The organism is Clostridium tagluense, assembly GCF_003865095.1.
GTDB classification, from domain to species: Bacteria; Bacillota; Clostridia; order Clostridiales; family Clostridiaceae; genus Clostridium_AD; species Clostridium_AD tagluense.
In genome coordinates, this window is record NZ_BHYK01000002.1 from 1 (window position 1) to 18800 (window position 18800).

Below are 18800 nucleotides of genomic sequence, written 5' to 3' on the forward strand. Positions count from 1 at the left end.
CCACCGAGATCTACACTCTGTCCCTACACGACGCTCTTCCGATCTATTTATTAGTTTTTAGTGGCCCAAGCTACCGCTTAACACACTCAACCATGAATACCCAATAATGGAAATAGGGTGCTGGAAAAATTAAGTTCCGCAATGCATGGTTTTTAGCTTGCCAAAAACAGATAGAGTAGACTTATTATTGGTAATGAGATGATTAATAGCAAAAAAAATAGTATGATTAATATTAACTTGTGTTGAAAGGAGATAAATTATATGTATAAAGTATTATTAATTGAAGATGATAGTTCAATTTCTGAATTGTTGGCAAATCATATAGAGAAATATGGTATTGAATGTTTAGTATGCACTGATTTTGATAATGTTACTGAGGAATTTATAAAATTTCATCCTCATCTCGTATTAATGGATGTTAATTTGCCAAAATACGATGGATTCTACTGGTGCAGAAAATTAAGACAAATATCAAAATGCCCAATTATATTTATTTCAGCAAGACTTGGTGATATAGATCAGGTATATGCTATGGAAAATGGTGCTGATGATTATATTACAAAGCCATTCTCATTTGACATTGTTCTAGCAAAAATAAATGCAAATTTACGAAGGGTATATGGAGATTATGCAAAAGAGCAACAAGAACGAACACTGATAAAGGGAAGTTTAATACTCTATTTTGAAAGTCTTATTCTTGAGAATGATGATAAAAAAGTAATGCTTACAAAGAAGGAAGGAACCCTTGCAGCAGTTTTGATAGAAAACTCTCCAAAGGTTTTAAGTCGTGAAAAATTACTTGCAAAGCTTTGGGATGATGAAAGCTTTGTTGAAGAGAATACACTAAATGTGAACGTTGCTAGACTTCGTAAAAAATTTGAAGAAATCCATGCCAAAGTAGAAATTGAAGCAGTACGTGGACTAGGCTATCGTCTAATTGAGGTATAATATGAAATTATTTTTAAAGGATATTATGGGATTCGTAATACTTTATATGGTTAGTTTTATAGCGTTAGTATTTTTTTATAAGGAATTAGAGGGTTTTGAGCAAAATATGGGTTATTTTATATTCTTAAGCTCATTTTTGCTTTTCTGTTTTTTAATATACAGGTATATTTCAAATAAACAGTTTTATAGAAAGCTTTCAGAAAAACCAAAACACATTGAAGATATGTTAACTCAAAATCCTCATTCAGAATTAGAAAAAGCTTTTTCAAAGAATCTGCAGGAATATATGAAAATATTCAACAGTGAAATAAATAGTTTGAAAAATGATCAAAAAGAGTATAAAATAATGCTAAATCAATGGGTACACCAGATGAAAACCCCTATTTCCGTTATAAATCTGATTGCTGAGAATAATATGGATAATACAGATTTTCAAAAGGTGATATTGCAAACTCAAAGACTTGATTATAATCTCTTACAAATACTAACTTTTATTAGGATGGATGATTTTGCAAAAGACATGAAAATCGAAAATATAAATCTTAAACAAACCGTTTTAGAGGTAGTAAATGAGCTGAAAGAATTTTTTATTATCAAATCTGTGTTTCCAAAAGTATCAATACCTACTGAGGTAACTATAAATACAGATAAAAAGTGGATAAAATGTGCCATTTATCAAATAGTAAACAATGCTATAAAATACAGTGCAAAAAATAAAATTGTTAATATAAGCTCATATATGGAAAATGATATGATTATTCTTAAAATTAGAAATGAAGGTGTAGGTATAAAAAAAAGCGATATTAACAGAGTTTTTGATTTGTTTTTTACTGGTGACAATGGTCGTACTTTTGGTGAATCAACTGGAGTAGGATTATATATTGTAAAAAAAATAATGGATTTGCTGCAACATAAAATTTATGTGGAGTCACAACCTGGAGAACAAACAACATTTTATATGCACCTTAAGCCTTGATATTTGGGGCTTTTTTTATTACAAAAATGTAATGAAAGTGAGATGTTAATAAATTGTTGGGATTAGAACATTGAGGTATTATTAATGTAATAAGAGGAACAAAAGGCTTGTTCATGATATGAAAAAAATATCATATTGCTTAATAGTGACTAGCAAATAATAACTTAAAAAAATTTAAGGAGGATTTATTATGAGTATATTAGAAGTAAAACAGCTTGAAAAAATATATTGTGGCAAAGTAAACTATACAGCTTTAAATGGTGTGAGTTTTGACTTGGAAGAGGGTGAATTTGTTGCTATAATGGGACCTTCAGGTAGTGGAAAGACTACTTTGCTTAATTGTGTATCTACAATTGACAGCCCTACTGGTGGTCAAATTATAGTAAATGGTAAGGAACCTCATGAATTAAATAATGATAAGCTTGCGAAATTTAGAAGGCAGGAACTTGGTTTTGTTTTCCAAGATTTTAATTTGGTAAACACCTTGACTGTAGAGGAAAATATAATTTTGCCTCTTACTCTTGATAGCATTCCAGAAAAAGCTATGAATAAGCGATTGAAAAGTGCAACAGAGCTACTCAGTATTGAAGATCTACTTAAGAAGCGCACCTTTGAAATCTCTGGTGGTCAAGCTCAGAGAGTGGCAATTGCTAGAGCAATAATTCATGAACCTTCTTTACTTCTTGCAGATGAACCCACAGGTAACCTAGATTCAAAAGCTGTAAAAGACGTAATGGATCTTTTTGCATCAATAAATAAAAGTCTTCATACCACAATTTTAATGGTTACCCATGATGCTTATGTGGCCAGTTTTTGTAGTAGAGTAATTTTTATTAAAGATGGGAAATTATATAACGAAATTCATTGCGGACATAATAAAAGTGAATTTTATGGAAAAATTATTGATATGCTAAGCTTTTTGGGAGGGGAAAGAAATGACCTTAAATAAACTTGCTTTAAATAATGTGGTAAGGGATAAGTGGACATATTTTGCATACTTTTTAAGCAGTATGTTTTCGGTTTTTATATTCTTTTCTTTTTCAGTTTCAATGTTTCATCCTGATTTAAGCATTATCCAAAATGGCTCTGCATTATCCATGGCTATGGCGGCTGGAGCTACGCTTGTATATGTTTTTTCATTTATGTTTATCTCTTATTCTGTAAGAGCTTTTATGAAATCTCGGAAAAAAACTTTAGGACTTTTCACAATAATGGGTGCATCCAAGAAGCAACTTAATAAAATGATATTTAAAGAAAATATGCTCATCGGTGTTGCAGCAATAATAACGGCAATTATATTTGGACTTGTGTTTTCACCACTTTTTTTAATGCTTGCAAAAAAAATAATGGTTGTTGAAGGTTTTGCAATGTATGTTCCAATTAAAGCCATACTTTTGACTTTTGGTATGTTCTTTATATTATTTTTAATAATATCACTTATTTCTCCAATTTTTATTGGCAAAGAAAAGGTTATAAAAATGTTGAAATCAGATAAAACAGATGAAAAGGAGATGGTATTCTCACTTTTATTTATGATAATTGGAGTATTAATAATTTTATCTTGTATTTTTATCTTTCTATTTTATAGTAAAGTTGATGCATTGAAGGCTTTTATGGATACTGGAATGGGTACTTGGTTGATGTTTGGAGTTCTCCTAGTTGCAATATATATTTTATATGTACAAATATCAATTTTAATAATAGGAAGTATGAAAAAAAGAAAAATGTATCATAGAAGAACCAATATGATTATAATAGCTGATATTAAATCAAAACTTCGTGAAAATGTAAAAATGATGTATCTTATTACAATTTTATTTACAGTAGCATTTTATACAATTGTTATGCTTTATGCTCAAAATATAGATGTAGAAAAAAATACAAAGGCTAATTTTCCACTTAACTATACTTATGTATCACAAAGCAACAATAATCATGAAAAGGAGCATGTAAAACTGCTTCAGGATGCTTTAAGCAAAAAAAGTGGGTATGAAGAATATAAATATAAAGTAAAGTATAAAGGTGAAGATAATAGAAATGTCATAATGTCTGAGAGTGAATATAATTTAGCTTTAAAGGGTACTTATGGTAAATCAATTTCACTTAAAAAGAATGAGGTTTATATAGTGAGTGGTTCACCAAAAATTATGCCACCTAATTACATAAGCAATCAGATAAAAAGAAGTTTAGAAAAAGAAGGGGTTACGCCCAGTGTAGTAGGCATAAGTAAACAAAATATAACACCATCAGGCTTTTTTGACACAATCACCATATTTAATGATGAAATATTAAGGGAATTAGATAGAAAAGAAACTTATAATGTTGTGAAAATTTACGGGTATAATACAAATAGCTGGAAAGAAGAAGGTAATATTACAAAGGAATTGCAATCAAAGATAATAATGGAGAAAGAATATAAGTTTGGCTTTTTTAGTGCCAATGAACTTTTAGAAACTGAAAAAAACTCTAAAAATCTTATGCTTTATGTAGGCTTTTCTATAAGTCTAATTTTTGTTATTGCAGCTTCAAGTATGATTTATTTTAGACTTATTACAGAACTTGAAAAAGAATGTGTTAAGTTCAAAGGAATAGTAAAGCTTGGCCTTTCAAAAAAAGAGCTTTCGAGGATTATATCCACACAGAATTTTATATTGATGTTTGTTCCATTCTTAGTAGCGCTAATATTGCTCTTTATAGGCATAGGATATACAAGTAACAATTCAGGTGAATCATATTTTACAGTTGCACTGGAGTGTTCTGCAGCATTTCTAATGATTCAGAGTATTGGTTATATTATGGTGAATTCAAAATATAAAAAAGCTGTATTCAAAGAAGTTATTTAATATTAAAAATTCATCTTGACTCTAACGTAGCGTTATAGTTTATTATAAATTTGTAGGAGGATAATAGTAAATGCATTTCTAGTTTGACACTTTAGTGCATGTATCATAAAAAATCATGAGAAGCTTGGAAGGTGATTACTAATTAAGAATAGTGGAGTTGATTTTATGCCTTATAAAATAAAAGAAGTAGCTGATATGGTTGGGGTAAGCATACGTACTCTTCATCATTATGATCAAATTGGTATCTTAAAGCCGGATTCTGTAACAGCGGCGGGATACAGACTTTACACTGATGCTGACCTTGAAAGGTTACAGCAAGTTTTGTTTTTTAAAGAACTGGATTTCAATTTGGAAGAAATAAAAGAAATTTTAGATAATCCAGACTTTGATAGAAAACATGCATTAAGAGCTCACAGAGAACTACTGATAGAAAAAAAGAAGAGACTAAGTAAGATAATAAAATCTGTAGATAAAACTATAGATTCCATTGAAGGAGGAAAAGATATGAATAATAAGGAAATGTTTGAAGGCTTTGATATGACTGAGATAGAAGTAGCTAAAGAAAAATACGCAGAGGAGGCAAAGCAAAAATATGGTGACTCTGAGGCCTACAAGGAAAGCGCTAAAAAAACCTCGAAATACACAAAAGCGGATTGGGATAAAATAAATATAACAAATGAAAAAATCTACAGTAAAATTGTAGCTAATATGCATAAGGGAATAGCGGACAAAGAAGTTCAAAATGCAGTAGCTGAGCTAAGACAGGAAATTACAAATAGTTTCTATAATTGTACTATAGAAATATTTAGAGGCCTTGCAGATTTATACGTTAATGATAAACGATTTACAGCTAATATTGATAAGCATAAAGAAGGTTTAGCTAAGTTCTTAAATGAGGCAATGAAGTATTATTGTGATGGTGCCACAAACGTTGCAAGTGGCAAGTAAGAGGAGGGACAGTTAATAATTTTTATAAATTATTAACTGTCCCATTTAAGATTCTATTATTACATTACTACAAAAACACAACAAAATAACAAATAAAATTGTAACATTTATATTAAAATGGTACTATTAAACTGCAAATCCTTAAATTCTATAACGGATTTCATTATTATATTTTAAATTTTGTTGCGGGGATAAATAAATATGGTGATTATAAAGAATAACAAATTAAAAAGAATGATTGTAATATCTATAATTATTGCAATTACTTCACAAATAAATATGAATTTGCTTATATCTGATTTTAGAGTTTCAGTGGCAATAATAGTATTTCCTGTATTTCTATACTTTTTTAATGAACTAGATACTATAAAAACAGGGGTTATGTGTGCTATTTCTGTTTATCTTTTAAGAGTAGGTATTTATTTTATTGAAAATGGGAGTTTTATTGAAATTTTATTAGCTTATTTTCCAGAGATATTCTTTTATGCTTTTTATAGTATATTTTTTAAAATCTTTAATAAAACAATAACCACAATTGATTTAAAAAGATTATTAATAACATTGATATTAAGTGATTACCTAGGAAATTTTGTAGAAATAATAATAAGAAACTTTGAGAACTTTACTATGCTAAAATTAAATGCAGTTACCACATTATTTTATGTTGCAGTTATACGTTCTATTATAAGTTTAATAATCTTAAATAGTCTAAAGTTTTATAAGTTACTTCTTCTAAAAGAGGAACATGAAAAAAGATATAAAAAACTTCTACTATTAACTTCTGATTTAAAAACAGAAATGTATTGGATGAAAAAAAACATGAGTGGCATAGAAAAAATTATGAGTAACGCTTATGAATTATTTGAAAAAATATCTATAGAAGAAGAGCCAGACACATGGGCTAAGCGGTCTTTAAATATTGCTAAAGATGTTCACGAAATAAAGAAAGAATACGGACTTGTTGTAAGGGGTATTGAAGAAATAACAGAAGATAAGACTAAGGACAAAGGTATGTATTTTAAGGATATTATTAATATATTAGAAGATAGCATGAAAAATGAAGTGAAATTTAGAGAACTTAATGTAGCTTTAGTTTTTAAAATAAATAAAAATTTTTATACAACTAAACATTATTATCTTATGTCTATTTTTAGAAATTTAATTATGAATTCACTAGATGCACTAAGCACTACAACTCATAATGTTTGTATTTCATTTGTAGAAAAGTCAATAGAGGAAAAATTTATTTTTGTGATAAGTGATACAGGCTCCGGAATAAAAGAATGCGATTTAATGTACATATTCTCACCAGGATTCTCAACTAAAATCAATTATAGTACAGGTGAAATAAACCGTGGGCTTGGATTAAGTATTGTTAAAAATATTGTTGAAGAGGGTTTGAAGGGTACTATTAAAGTGAAATCTATAGAAAATTCTGGAACTACTTTTTACATAACTATTAATAAATCAGAACTGGAGGACTCAGAATGAATATATTTATAATCGAAGATGATATTAATATTGTTAAGATTTTAGAAAAGATAATATGTGATAGAGATTTGGGTACCGTTCTAGGATATTCTCTTAAAGGTTGAGAAGGCCTAGAGGAGATTCAGTGTCTGAATCCAGATATAGTTTTAGTGGATCTTTTCATCCCTGGCGTTGATGGATTATCCATAGTTAAGAATGTAAAACCTACGCGTCCTGAAATGCAATTTATAATGATTTCTCAGGTATCAGCTAAAAATATGATTGAAAAAGCCTATAAAAATGGAATAGAATTTTATATACAAAAACCAATAAATGCAATTGAGATTGAAACTATTATAAAAAAAGTATCTGAAAATTTAGAAACCAACCGAACTTTAAATCAGATTCAGAAACTTTTTAATAAAGATACTAGCATTCTAGATAGTAATTGTTTAAGATCAGAAGATGAAATACAAACAATAAAAAATATAATGCTTAGAATAGGAATAATAGGTGAAGTGGGCAGTAAAGATTTAATTGATATTACTGTATTTTTAATGAAAAATAATGAATACATGGACAACTATACATTAAAAGAATTATGTAACAAATTTACTGATAATCCTAAATCTATGGAGCAAAGGATTAGAAGAACCATTTCCACGGCTATGAGCAATATTGCCAGTTTAGGAATAGAAGATTATATGAACGATGTTTTTGTAGAATACTCAACTGGACTTTTTAATTTTGAACAAGTAAAAAAGGAAATGGACTATATTAGAAAAAAGAGCTCTGATAGAGGGAAAGTAACCATAAAAAAATTTGTTGATGGACTTATTTCCTACTGCGAAAAATAATTATTAAAATTTTTTTTATTGCATTTTGAAGTCCTGCGAAGTTTTTTGAAACTTTGCAATTATAATAATTGTATGACAAATCGCAATATTGAAAATTCATTGTAATTATTTTAAAGTACAAAGGAGGAAGATATGTTTATATTAATTAAAGGTATTGGATTATTACTTTTCACATTATTCCTGTTTTCACTTTTTAGTTTAAAAATGCCTAAAGGTCAAAAGGCTATGTCTGGACTTGCAAATGCTGCTGTAGCAACATTTTTAGTTGAAGCAATACATAAATACATAAGCGGAAATTTATTACACATTAAATTTTTAGGTGAAGTGGGTGCTGCGTCTGGAAACATGGGCGGTGTTGCTGCTGTAATACTAGTTGGTTTAAATATGGGATTAAATCCTGTATATGCAGTAACGGCTGGTGCTGCGGTATTGGGATATGGTATTCTGCCAGGATTTGTAGCTGGATATATAATTTCATTTATCGGACCTATTTTAGAGAAAAAACTTCCAAAAGGATTAGATATAATAGTTGGTGCTCTTTTGATTGCACCGCTTGCAAGAGGAATTGCTTTTGGGGTAGATCCAATAGTAAATTCAACATTACTTAGTATTGGAGGTATGATTGCAGTTGCTGCAGTGCAATCTCCTTATATAATGGGTTTCTTATTAGGCGGAATTATGAAAATGATATGTACATCACCTTTAAGTTCGATGGCACTAACAGCAATGCTTGGATTACAAGGTCTTGCAATGGGTATAGCATCCATCGCCTGTGTTGGTGGATCTTTTACAAATGGTATAATGTTCAAAAGGCTTAAACTTGGTGATAGAAGCAATGTAGTAGCTGTGATGCTTGAACCACTAACGCAAGCTGATATAGTAACTGCAAACGCACTTCCTATATATTGTTCAAACTTTATAGGTGGAGGACTCGCTGGGTTAAGTGCTGCTTATTTTAAAATAATAAATAATGCACCAGGTACAGCATCACCTATTCCGGGATTACTTGCACCATTTGGTTTCAATGAACCTAAATCAGTTATTTTTGCTGTATTATTTGCTATATGTGGTGGAATTATTGGTGGACTTGTTGGTTCTACTATAACTCTTCATCTTAGAAATAAAAGGAATAAAATGGTTGAAGAAGAAACAATTGCAGCATAATATGCAATCTACAGGTCAAGTTGAATAAGTAAATAATAAAATCCCACTGATATCAAAGGATACAGTGGGATTTTTATAATAAACAAGCAGCCAGTGCTATAAAAATTTACTTCCATAATAACAGCAACCAATGGCTCCATTAAATTGTGGCTCCTCAATAGATACTATCTCTTCATAATCATCTTTTAAATATCTCTTTATTGCAGAATTACTAGCAACACCGCCAGTTAAAATTAATTTTTTACCTTTAAATTTACTTAAAAGTGGTTTAAGCCTTTTGTATAGAGAGTAATTAACACTAGAACACAAGCACTCTATACTCACACCTTCAGCTATTTTTCCAATTAATTCTGACTCAGAAAACACAGCACAGGTTGAATTAAGTTCCACAGGATTTTCATGATGCACACTCATGTCCTGGAGGGATATTTCAAGTACATTTGCCATATTCTCTAGATACCTACCACAGGATGCAGCACATTTTTCGTTAAGCTCGAGGTCTGTAATGAGGCCTTTTTCCACTTTTACAACCTTAACATCTTGGCCACCTACATCTAGAAGTATAAAATCCTTTAATCCAGTTTGATAGAAACCTCCATATACATGTGCTTTTAGCTCATTTATTGGGGTGAACAGCAATAAATCTGTGTTGTTTTTTCCATAGCCTGTAGACACCGCCTTATCAATTTGCCCAATATGAAGCTTTTCTAAATTAACAATAATCTTACCATCAAAGTCGCAGTAATTTTTGTAAAAGTTCATGGTACTTACTTTCATCTTCTGTATTATTTTATTGTCTTCCATTAAGACAATTTTAACCTCGCGACTTCCAAGGTCTATACCTAACACTCGCATTTTTTACCCTCCTTTAAATCTAGTAGCATATCAAGAAAAGCTTCTAACCTAAGTTTTGTTCTTGCATCTAAGACATTTAACTTATCACCTTCGATATTTAATATGGGAATATCCAATTTTTCTTTTAATACAATATGTTCTACGGCTCTATAGCAAAAGGCTTGAGTGTAATGAATTATACCATCTAATTTTCTTTCATGGATTTGCTTTTGTAATTCTTTAATCCTAAAGTTTGTATCATAAGGATAAGTGTAGTCGTAATATTGCTGAAATATATCTAATGCACTATCTGCTCTTGGAAAAGCAAATTCTCTTTGAACCTCATTGTACACAAAATTGGCATCAAACTTCTCTACAAATTCATATATATCTGCAGTCATAGGAGGAACCCCTATATATCCAAGTCGCAGTTTTTTATTTACTTGTTTTCTATTTTTCATATCACAAATAACTTTTTTAAGGTCAGCTTCAAATACATCTATATCTCCATTAAAATCGCTTGTGCACACCTGGTGTAGATGGTTTTCAAATCCTGTGGCTTTATTATGAATATAGGTCAATTCATCAATTTCTTTAGCTAAACATCTAATTTCATTTAGTCTTTTTCTAACCACTTCAACCTCGTCAATTGTTACATTAAAGGTGCTCATAAATTCATTTATTTCACGTTTTACATCCTCTGTTTTATGACTATGTGGAAAGGAAAAGGGAAAAACTTTAATTCCTTTTAACTCAAGTACGTCAATAAGAGCTTTTGTATTAGAACAATCACCCTCCACAACTCCAACTATTTCTGTGATGTTGTTTTCGAGGCACGCACCATAAATTCCCTTTGTCCAAGTGCAGAGGCTTTTAGGAAATCCATCTCTTTCTGCAATATCTATATATTTCAAATAGTCCTTAGAGGTTATAAAAACATTATTTAAATCTACTGGGGTATAGCCTGCTGCAATAAGAACCTCTACTGGTACGGTAGTTGTTAAGCCTATTTTTTTCATTATAAATCCTCCTAGTTGGTAATTGATGGTGGACAGCGAGTGTCATCTATTTTTTCTATGCAAAATTAAGCAAATAAAAAAGGGCGTAAACCGCCCTTAAACAAAAAACTACCTAAAAACAGTAGTTACGTCCTAGTTTTGTTTATAGACAGGATGGTTTAGAACTGTCTTATTTAAGTTTTATACTTATAAAGTTTACTATATGCTGAGCAGTATGTCAAATAGAAGGTGGCACCCACGTGGCAAGTCTGCTTTATACATTGCGATATTTAAATTGACATGTTGTTGCCACATTAATGAAGTATGATAAGATAAGATAAATTATATTATTTATTATTAAATATAATAGAGAAGCTTCAATTTGCATACTATAAATATTAAAATTTTGTTAATAAAATGTAAAGTTTTATTTAATATTGCAAAAACTTCACGTTTCGTTGCTTTAACCTGTGATATAGTATAAATTAATTAATAGTATTTTTTTAATTAAATATTTAAAATCGTTTAAAAATATTCAAAAATATGTAAAAAAGTAGAATCGCAAACGCACAAAATGTATAAAGGTGTATAAAAGGGGTGTTAATTTGTTATTTAATTCCATTGGGTTTTTGATATTTTTTCCACTAGTTACAATTCTATATTTTTTAATACCTCACAAGTTTAGATGGGTATGGCTACTAATAACTAGTTACTATTTCTATATGTGTTGGAATCCCAAATATGCAATATTACTTGGTATATCAACTATAATTACATATATAAGTGGATTATTAATAGGAAAAGTAAATATAATTAAAAATGTACATAGGGCTACTAGACTAAAGAAAATCATTGTTTTTGCAAGTTTTGCTAGTAATTTAGGAATTTTGTTCACATTTAAATATTTAAATTTCTTTCTTTCAAGTTTAAATACTGTGCTATTAAAATTTCATATTTTGCTAACAATACCAACCTTTGATTTTTTGTTGCCAGCAGGTATTTCCTTTTACACATTCCAAGCTTTAAGCTATACTATGGATGTTTATAGGGGAGATATTAAACCAGTAAAAAATTTAGGGAAATATGCTTTATTTGTATCTTTTTTTCCACAATTAGTAGCGGGACCTATAGAAAAATCCAAGGATTTATTATATCAATTTAATGAAAAACATTATTTTGATTATGATAGAGTAAAAAATGGTTTATTACTAATGCTGTGGGGATTTGTTCAAAAAGTTTTAATTGCAGATAGGTTAGCACTATTAGTTAATACAGTATATGATAATCCAAAGAATTATAAAGGTTTTGAAATTATAATTGCTACTGTTTTTTTTGCTTTTCAAATATATTGTGATTTTTCATCCTATTCTGATATAGCAAGGGGCTCAGCAGAAGTTATGGGTTTTAGACTATCCAAAAATTTTGAAAATCCTTACTTTTCGAAATCTATAAAAGAGTTTTGGAGACGTTGGCATATTACTTTAAGTGGGTGGTTTAAGGACTATTTGTATTTTCCATTAGGAGGAAACAGATGTAGTAAACTAAGAAATTATTTCAATATCATGGTTGTATTTATAGCCAGTGGATTGTGGCATGGCGCAGCAATAAATTTTGTTATTTGGGGAGGATTACATGGAATATACCAAGTATTAGGAGACTTATTTAAACCAGTAAAAGAAAAACTAATAAGTATATTTAAGATTAAAACCGATGTTTTGGCATATAAGGTTTTTCAGGCTTTAACTACATTTATACTTGTTGATTTTGCATGGATATTTTTTAGATCAGGCTCATTTACCTATGCTAAAATAACAATTAAAAATATGATGACCTTTAACCCTTGGGTGTTTACTGATGGTTCTATATTTAAGTTAGGCTTAGATGAAAAAGATTTTTTAATATCAGTAATTGGCATAGTTATTGTTTTAGCTATAAATGCTATTCAGTCATGTAAAAGCTTGCGATTAGAATTAGCAAAGCAAAATCTAATATTCAAATGGAGTTTGTATCTAGTTACTATAACATCAATATTGGTATTTGGAATGTATGGTCCAACATTTGATGTTCAAAAATTTATATATTTTCAATTTTAATGACATTTCAGAAGGAAGGTATCCCATTTCTATGAGTGGGGGTCAGATACTACAACAAAAAAAACTTCAGCGGGAATCTAAATTTCCTTCTGAAGTCATTAATTGCAGCTCCGCAGGAGATGATTTAATGACATTTTAGGATTATGGTTGTAACTATAGGAGGCGCTCCAGTGAGTAAAAAAAGAATTTTAAAAATAAGTGTTTTTACTATTATATTAATGTTTATTTTATTAGGTTTAAATTGGGTATTCATATTAAAAACAGGCTATCGTAATAATTTGTATCAAGGGTTATATGCGAATACAGGGGATAAATATGATGTAGTATTATTAGGATCTAGTCATATGCACTCAGCTATTAGTCCGAATTTATTATGGAAAGATTATGGAGTAACTAGTTTTAATTATGCAACAGCTGGGGAACCTATTGATGTTACATATTATCTATTAAAAGAAATATTAAAAAAACAGGAGAAACCTATTGTTGTAGTAGATTTATATTATTTAGGCTTAACCGAGGAATATGGAGAAGAAGGGTACATTAGTTATGTGCTTGATAACATGAAATTGTCTAAAAACAAAACTGAAGCAATTTTAGCCACTACGCCTAAAGATGAAAGAGCAAATTATTTTATTCCATTTATAAGGTATCACAACAGATGGAAAGAAGTATCTAAATTGGATATTCAATTTAAAAATTTAGATAATTATTATGAAAAAGGCTTTAGTGCTGGAGAAGAAAAGTATGGTAAAGAAAATAAAGCTAATGTTTCTACCAAGGGGGGAGGACAACTTCCACCCAAATCAGAAGAGTATTTATACAAAATGATTAATTTATCTAAAGAGCAGGGATTTAAGCTTATATTTACTAATATGCCATACGATGAAACAAGTACAACGGGTATGAAAAATTGGACTCAAAATCCAGGGGAAATGTTTAATAAAATAGAACAAATATGTAAAGAAAATAATATTGAGTTCATTAATTATAACAATAAGTATAAAGAAATTGGATTTGATTTTAAGTCTGATATGTTTAATAATGGTCATTTAAATATTTGGGGATCTAATAAAGTTACAAATTATTTAGGTGAATTATTGAAGGCAAAGTATGATTTAACGGACCACAGAAATGATAAAAGCTATGAACAATGGAATGAGGATTATCTACTGTATTTGAAAAATCATCCAATTACAAAGTAGTTAACGGATAAACTTTTATGGTTTAAATGCAAAGAACTGCCACAGAGATATTATCTGTGGCAGTTCTTATTATGTTCTATAAACTAATTTAGTAATTGTACTTTTATGTATTTAACACCCCAATTAGAAACTTCTGCATTTGTATTGAAAAATACATCTATAAAATTTCCTTTTATACCAGAACCTGTATCAGCCGCTACAGCATAGCCGTAACCTTCAACATATAGCTTTGTTCCCATAGGAATGATTCTAGGGTCTACAGCTATGGTGCTATAACCGTTTGGATTTCGAACAGCTTTTTTTCCAGAAGAGGTATAAGCGCTGTTTATTCCATCAGCTGCAGAATAAGCAGTGGCCTTTACATTAATAATTTTTCCTGCATTGGTTGAAGAGCCTCCTCTTGAGAAGGTTATGGCTTTTAAAGTGCCTTGAACTATAATTTTACTCTGTGGCGCTTTAATTACCGTTTCTTTAATAAGTTCTCTAGCAATTTCTTTCCCGTTCTCATAAGTTACATTTGAAGTAACACTTTTTTCGCCTGGTTTTCCTACTTGTGAAACCTTGCTTTGAGATGTTAGTGTATTATTATCAGCTTTAATAACTGTTTTAAAATCAATAGGCTTTTTTTTGGTTTCTGTTACCGTTTTAAACCTTGTTATTATAATTTTCATATCGCTTGATATCTGGGTTTCTAATGATGGCGAAATCTTATCCGTAGCACCAAAAGCTATCCTTTGTGCTTTTAGCATTTGGTCAATATTTTTTTCAGTAGATTTTATATTAAGCTCCCTATTATCTACAAAGACTTTAAGATCTACAGGCGTAATAGCATTGCTAGCTAAAGTGCTGCTAAATGTTTTTTGGTAAGTTACTGGTTCAAGTTGTTTACCATCTACAACTACCGTACTATCCTCTTTTATGAAGCACATGAAAATAGTTAAGGTTGAAATTATTGTCACCAGTATAAAATTAATTACAATATTTCCTCGTTTATATTTTATGAATTTAACTATAACAATCATCTCCTATTATAAATTTGGGTATAATTATCTATGTGGTAAGTCTAAAAGTGCAACTTTTTTTATATTTGATGCTTAAGAGTAATCTGAAAAGATGCATGAGATAGGGGATTTATGTATGTCTATACCATTATATGTATGATTATTTATCGTAATAGTAGTATAGCACAGTTGTAAGTGCATGGGAATTATTATTTTTTTTTCAGCTAAATTAAATATATTTATAGAAACTCAGTAATTAAGGCATTTTAAGTAGAAATTTTATGATGCACTAAAAAAGTATGGTACAATTTAGGAAGCAGTATATAAATTTATTTATTTATTTAAACATGCGATTTGCCACGGGTGGCACCAAATATTTGTCTTTTATTTAACAAGCTATTAAACTGTAAATATTATGGTATAGTGTATATAATGTATGGATTTTGAATATTATAAGGGAGGCACAACATGTTTAGTCCTATAAAGAATACAAAAGTTTACGAACAGGTAATAGCTCAAATAAAAGATATGATCGATAAAGGTATCCTTAAAAAGGGAGACAAACTTCCTTCAGAGAGAAATTTAGTGCAGCAATTAATGGTAAGTAGGGCTTCTATTAGGGAGGCGCTTAGAGCATTAGAAGTCATTGGACTTATCGAGTGTAGACAAGGAGAAGGTAATTACATAAAAACAAGTTTTCAAGATAATTTATTTGAGCCACTATCAATTATGTTTATGTTAGAGGGAAGTGATCCAGAAGCAATCTGGGAACTTAGGAAAATCATGGAGGTGGAGGCTGCAGGTCTGGCTTCCAAGAGGATAACCTGTGAACAACTAAGTCAGCTAAAGGAGATTACTGAAAAATTCATGAATTGTGGGGATGAAAATATTAATGCTGAAATTGACAAACAATTTCATTATAAGATTTCAGAATGCTCAGGAAATGTTTTAATATTTAATATTCTTAAAACAGTTTCAACCCTTGTAGATCACTTTATTGTGGATGCAAGAAAATTAATATTAGCTCATAAGGAGAATAAGGAAATACTTTTTAATCAACATAATGAGATATATTTATCTATGGAAAAACATAGTTCAGCAGGTGCTCGAAAGGCAATGCGAGAACATTTAGATTTTGCAAATAAGTATATGAAAAAAGAAAACTAATTTTGAAATATATGGTTTTATGCAAAACCAAAAATGAGAGTAATATTAAATGTTACTCTTATTTTTTTATGTTTTTTGCATAAAATAAATCTTACCGTTAACTATTTAACTATTATAGAAATATTTTAAATAGTGTGTTATTATAATTTAAAGGTGGTCAGACCATACTACCAAAAATGAGATTTTGAATTTTCTATAAGAATGATTGGAGGAAAATATATGGAAATTTTAGTTTGTATCAAACAAGTTCCAGGAACTTCAAAAGTTGAAGTAGATCCAGTTACAGGTGTTTTAAAAAGGGATGGGGTAGATTCAAAAATGAATCCCTTTGATTTATATGCATTAGAAACAGCACTTAAAATTAAGGAACAAAAGGGTGGAATAATTAAAGTTATAACTATGGGACCACCACAAGCAAAGGATGTAATTCGAGAGGCATACATGATGGGCGCAGATGAGGGAGCATTAATATCTGATAGAAAGTTTGCAGGAGCAGATGTTCTTGCTACATCTTATACAATTTCGCAAGGCGTAAGACAAATGGGGAAATTTGATCTTATATTATGTGGAAAGCAGACTACAGACGGAGATACTGCTCAAGTAGGGCCAGAAATGGCGGAATACTTAGGTATTCCACATATTGCAAATGTTTTAAAGATAATAGAATTAAAAGAAAAATCAGTTGTTGTAGAAATGGATATGGCAAATACTATTGAAGTAGCTGAAATTCAATATCCTTGCCTTTTAACTGTAGATAAAGATATATTTCAACCAAGACTTCCATCTTATAAGAAAAAAATAGTTACAAAAGATAGAGAAATAAAAATGATAACACTAAATGACTTTGAAGATAAAGATGAAAAGAAATATGGACTTAATGGCTCGCCAACTCAGGTTGAAAAAATATTTCCACCATCTATAAATAATGATAGAGAAACATGGACAGGCAGTGCTGAAGAGCTTAGCCTTAAAATAGCTGCAAAACTTAAAGAGTTAAAATTTGTATAAAGAAGGGCGGAATTTTCATGAGTAAGTTAATTTGTAACGGAGAGAAACTAAATGAATCAAATGTTCAAGAATTAATAAAGGTTTGCCCTTTTGGTGCTATTGAATATGTTGACGGAAAAATTGAAATTAATGCAGGGTGTAAAATGTGTAAGGTTTGCGTTAAAAAAGGTCCTACGGGAGTAATGGAATTTATTGAAACAGAGGTCGCTCAAGTTGACAAGAGTTTATGGAGGGGTATAGGAGTATATGTGGATCATGTAGAAGGCGTTATACACCCTGTAACAATGGAACTTATTGGAAAAGCTAGAGAGCTTGCTTGCGTTGTAAATTTCCCAGTATATTGTGTATTTATTGGTCATAATATAAGGGAAAAAGCTAAAGAATTACTTTATTATGGTGTTGATGAGGTTTTTGTATACGACTACGAAGAACTTAAGGATTTTAGGATAGAACCTTATACTGCTGCTTTTGAAGACTTTGTAAATAAGGTAAAGCCATCCTCATTGCTAGTTGGAGCTACAACTATTGGTAGATCTCTTGCCCCTAGAGTAGCTGCAAGGTTTAGAACAGGACTCACAGCTGACTGTACAATGCTTAAAATGAAAGAAAATACAGACCTTGTGCAGATAAGACCTGCTTTTGGTGGTAATATTATGGCTCAAATTTTATGCCCGAATACTAGGCCTCAGATGTCAACAGTAAGATATAAGGTTATGGATGCCCCTAAAAAACAATGTGATGCAAAAGGTAAAATTACAATATGTGAAATAGATAAAGCAAAACTTGCGTCTAATATTGAAGTGCTAAAAGTCACAAAAAAAGAAGCCGAAGAAAATATTTCAGATGCAGAGGTAATTGTTGCAGTTGGTAGAGCTTTAAAGTCTGAAAAGGATATGGTTATGATTGAGGAACTGGCAGATCTTCTACATGCTCAAATAGCTGGGACAAGACCTACAATTGAAGCTGGCTTTATTGATGCTAAAAAGCAAATTGGTCTTTCAGGTAGAACAGTTAAACCAAAGTTAATAATAGCTCTTGGAATTTCTGGAGCGGTTCAGTTTACAGCTGGGATGAATAGTTCAGAACGTATATTTGCAGTAAATAAGGACGCAAATGCTTCTATATTCAATGTAGCTCATTATGGCATAGTGGGAGATATATATGAAATAGTTCCTCAATTGATCGAAAATATTAAAAACTCAGGAGTAGAGCATTGTTTGCTTTAATATTATGGCTGCATAGGTAATAATTTATACTGGATTTAAAGGTAATAAGTAAGTTAGAGTTAACA

16 protein-coding genes are annotated in these 18800 nt (G+C 30.2%); 13 read left to right on the plus strand and 3 right to left on the minus strand.

Features of this window, described 5'->3' with window-relative positions:
• The first annotated feature begins 261 nt into the window (after positions 1 to 261).
• From Ctaglu_RS01550 to Ctaglu_RS01585, 8 genes are all read left to right on the plus strand, one after another.
• On the plus strand, positions 262 to 948 hold the full coding sequence (locus Ctaglu_RS01550) for a response regulator transcription factor (protein WP_124997381.1): 687 nt from the start codon (positions 262 to 264) through the stop codon (positions 946 to 948).
• Between the two features lies 1 nt (position 949).
• Positions 950 to 1924, plus strand: a complete 975-nt coding sequence (locus tag Ctaglu_RS01555) for a sensor histidine kinase (RefSeq protein WP_124997383.1) — start codon at positions 950 to 952, stop codon at positions 1922 to 1924.
• Between the two features lie 190 nt (positions 1925 to 2114).
• Complete coding sequence (locus Ctaglu_RS01560) at positions 2115 to 2873, plus strand: ABC transporter ATP-binding protein (RefSeq protein ID WP_124997385.1); 759 nt, start codon at positions 2115 to 2117, stop codon at positions 2871 to 2873.
• The gene (locus Ctaglu_RS01565) at positions 2860 to 4767 is read left to right on the plus strand and encodes an FtsX-like permease family protein (RefSeq protein ID WP_124997387.1); all 1908 of its coding nucleotides are present in this window, start codon (positions 2860 to 2862) and stop codon (positions 4765 to 4767) included. Before Ctaglu_RS01560 ends, Ctaglu_RS01565 begins: the two co-directional genes overlap by 14 nt.
• Before the next feature lie 165 nt (positions 4768 to 4932).
• A complete protein-coding gene (locus tag Ctaglu_RS01570) occupies positions 4933 to 5715 on the plus strand; it encodes a MerR family transcriptional regulator (RefSeq protein ID WP_124997389.1) in 783 nt (260 codons plus the stop codon).
• Between the two features lie 201 nt (positions 5716 to 5916).
• Positions 5917 to 7206: an ATP-binding protein gene (locus Ctaglu_RS01575; RefSeq protein WP_207669434.1), complete on the plus strand. Its 1290-nt coding sequence runs from the start codon at positions 5917 to 5919 to the stop codon at positions 7204 to 7206.
• Between the two features lie 119 nt (positions 7207 to 7325).
• Positions 7326 to 8042, plus strand: a complete 717-nt coding sequence (locus Ctaglu_RS01580) for a response regulator (RefSeq protein WP_267901249.1) — start codon at positions 7326 to 7328, stop codon at positions 8040 to 8042.
• 132 nt (positions 8043 to 8174) lie between these two features.
• Positions 8175 to 9206, plus strand: a complete 1032-nt coding sequence (locus tag Ctaglu_RS01585) for a PTS sugar transporter subunit IIC (protein ID WP_124997391.1) — start codon at positions 8175 to 8177, stop codon at positions 9204 to 9206.
• Between the two features lie 96 nt (positions 9207 to 9302).
• Here Ctaglu_RS01585 and Ctaglu_RS01590 read toward each other — a convergent pair whose 3' ends face one another.
• Both Ctaglu_RS01590 and Ctaglu_RS01595 read right to left on the minus strand, forming a co-directional pair.
• A complete protein-coding gene (locus tag Ctaglu_RS01590) occupies positions 9303 to 10061 on the minus strand; it encodes an acyl-CoA dehydratase activase (protein WP_124997393.1) in 759 nt (252 codons plus the stop codon).
• Positions 10049 to 11059 (minus strand): 2-hydroxyacyl-CoA dehydratase family protein, encoded by a 1011-nt coding sequence (locus Ctaglu_RS01595; RefSeq protein ID WP_124997395.1) that lies wholly within the window; start codon positions 11057 to 11059, stop codon positions 10049 to 10051. The genes Ctaglu_RS01590 and Ctaglu_RS01595 overlap by 13 nt, the downstream gene beginning before the upstream one ends.
• 584 nt (positions 11060 to 11643) lie before the next feature.
• Here Ctaglu_RS01595 and Ctaglu_RS01600 point away from each other — a divergent pair.
• Positions 11644 to 13131 (plus strand): MBOAT family O-acyltransferase, encoded by a 1488-nt coding sequence (locus tag Ctaglu_RS01600; RefSeq protein WP_124997397.1) that lies wholly within the window; start codon positions 11644 to 11646, stop codon positions 13129 to 13131.
• Between the two features lie 170 nt (positions 13132 to 13301).
• The gene (locus Ctaglu_RS01605; protein WP_124997399.1) at positions 13302 to 14333 is read left to right on the plus strand and encodes a hypothetical protein; all 1032 of its coding nucleotides are present in this window, start codon (positions 13302 to 13304) and stop codon (positions 14331 to 14333) included.
• An 83-nt stretch (positions 14334 to 14416) separates the two neighbouring features.
• Here Ctaglu_RS01605 and Ctaglu_RS01610 read toward each other — a convergent pair whose 3' ends face one another.
• Entirely contained in the window at positions 14417 to 15355 is a 939-nt protein-coding gene (locus Ctaglu_RS01610) for a resuscitation-promoting factor (protein ID WP_124997401.1), read from the minus strand.
• Between the two features lie 447 nt (positions 15356 to 15802).
• Here Ctaglu_RS01610 and Ctaglu_RS01615 point away from each other — a divergent pair, with 447 nt between their 5' ends.
• From Ctaglu_RS01615 to Ctaglu_RS01625, 3 genes are all read left to right on the plus strand, one after another.
• Positions 15803 to 16501 (plus strand): FadR/GntR family transcriptional regulator, encoded by a 699-nt coding sequence (locus tag Ctaglu_RS01615; RefSeq protein WP_124997403.1) that lies wholly within the window; start codon positions 15803 to 15805, stop codon positions 16499 to 16501.
• Positions 16502 to 16720: 219 nt separating this feature from the next.
• Positions 16721 to 17509, plus strand: coding sequence for an electron transfer flavoprotein subunit beta/FixA family protein (locus Ctaglu_RS01620; protein WP_124997405.1), 789 nt, complete (start codon positions 16721 to 16723; stop codon positions 17507 to 17509).
• Positions 17510 to 17526: 17 nt separating this feature from the next.
• Positions 17527 to 18735, plus strand: a complete 1209-nt coding sequence (locus Ctaglu_RS01625) for an electron transfer flavoprotein subunit alpha (RefSeq protein WP_124997407.1) — start codon at positions 17527 to 17529, stop codon at positions 18733 to 18735.
• The last annotated feature ends 65 nt before the right edge of the window (positions 18736 to 18800 follow it).

Bases quoted from the DNA above. Each gene is read 5' to 3' on its own strand.
- Ctaglu_RS01585 (WP_124997391.1), top strand. From the start codon at position 8,175: ATGTTTATATTAATTAAAGGTATTGGATTATTACTTTTCACATTATTC.
- Ctaglu_RS01550 (WP_124997381.1), top strand. From the start codon at position 262: ATGTATAAAGTATTATTAATTGAAGATGATAGTTCAATTTCTGAATTG.
- Ctaglu_RS01615 (WP_124997403.1), top strand. From the start codon at position 15,803: ATGTTTAGTCCTATAAAGAATACAAAAGTTTACGAACAGGTAATAGCT.
- Ctaglu_RS01625 (WP_124997407.1), top strand. From the start codon at position 17,527: ATGAGTAAGTTAATTTGTAACGGAGAGAAACTAAATGAATCAAATGTT.
- Ctaglu_RS01590 (WP_124997393.1), bottom strand. From the start codon at position 10,061: ATGCGAGTGTTAGGTATAGACCTTGGAAGTCGCGAGGTTAAAATTGTC.
- Ctaglu_RS01555 (WP_124997383.1), top strand. From the start codon at position 950: ATGAAATTATTTTTAAAGGATATTATGGGATTCGTAATACTTTATATG.
- Ctaglu_RS01620 (WP_124997405.1), top strand. From the start codon at position 16,721: ATGGAAATTTTAGTTTGTATCAAACAAGTTCCAGGAACTTCAAAAGTT.
- Ctaglu_RS01560 (WP_124997385.1), top strand. From the start codon at position 2,115: ATGAGTATATTAGAAGTAAAACAGCTTGAAAAAATATATTGTGGCAAA.
- Ctaglu_RS01595 (WP_124997395.1), bottom strand. From the start codon at position 11,059: ATGAAAAAAATAGGCTTAACAACTACCGTACCAGTAGAGGTTCTTATT.
- Ctaglu_RS01610 (WP_124997401.1), bottom strand. From the start codon at position 15,355: ATGATTGTTATAGTTAAATTCATAAAATATAAACGAGGAAATATTGTA.
- Ctaglu_RS01570 (WP_124997389.1), top strand. From the start codon at position 4,933: ATGCCTTATAAAATAAAAGAAGTAGCTGATATGGTTGGGGTAAGCATA.
- Ctaglu_RS01575 (WP_207669434.1), top strand. From the start codon at position 5,917: ATGGTGATTATAAAGAATAACAAATTAAAAAGAATGATTGTAATATCT.
- Ctaglu_RS01565 (WP_124997387.1), top strand. From the start codon at position 2,860: ATGACCTTAAATAAACTTGCTTTAAATAATGTGGTAAGGGATAAGTGG.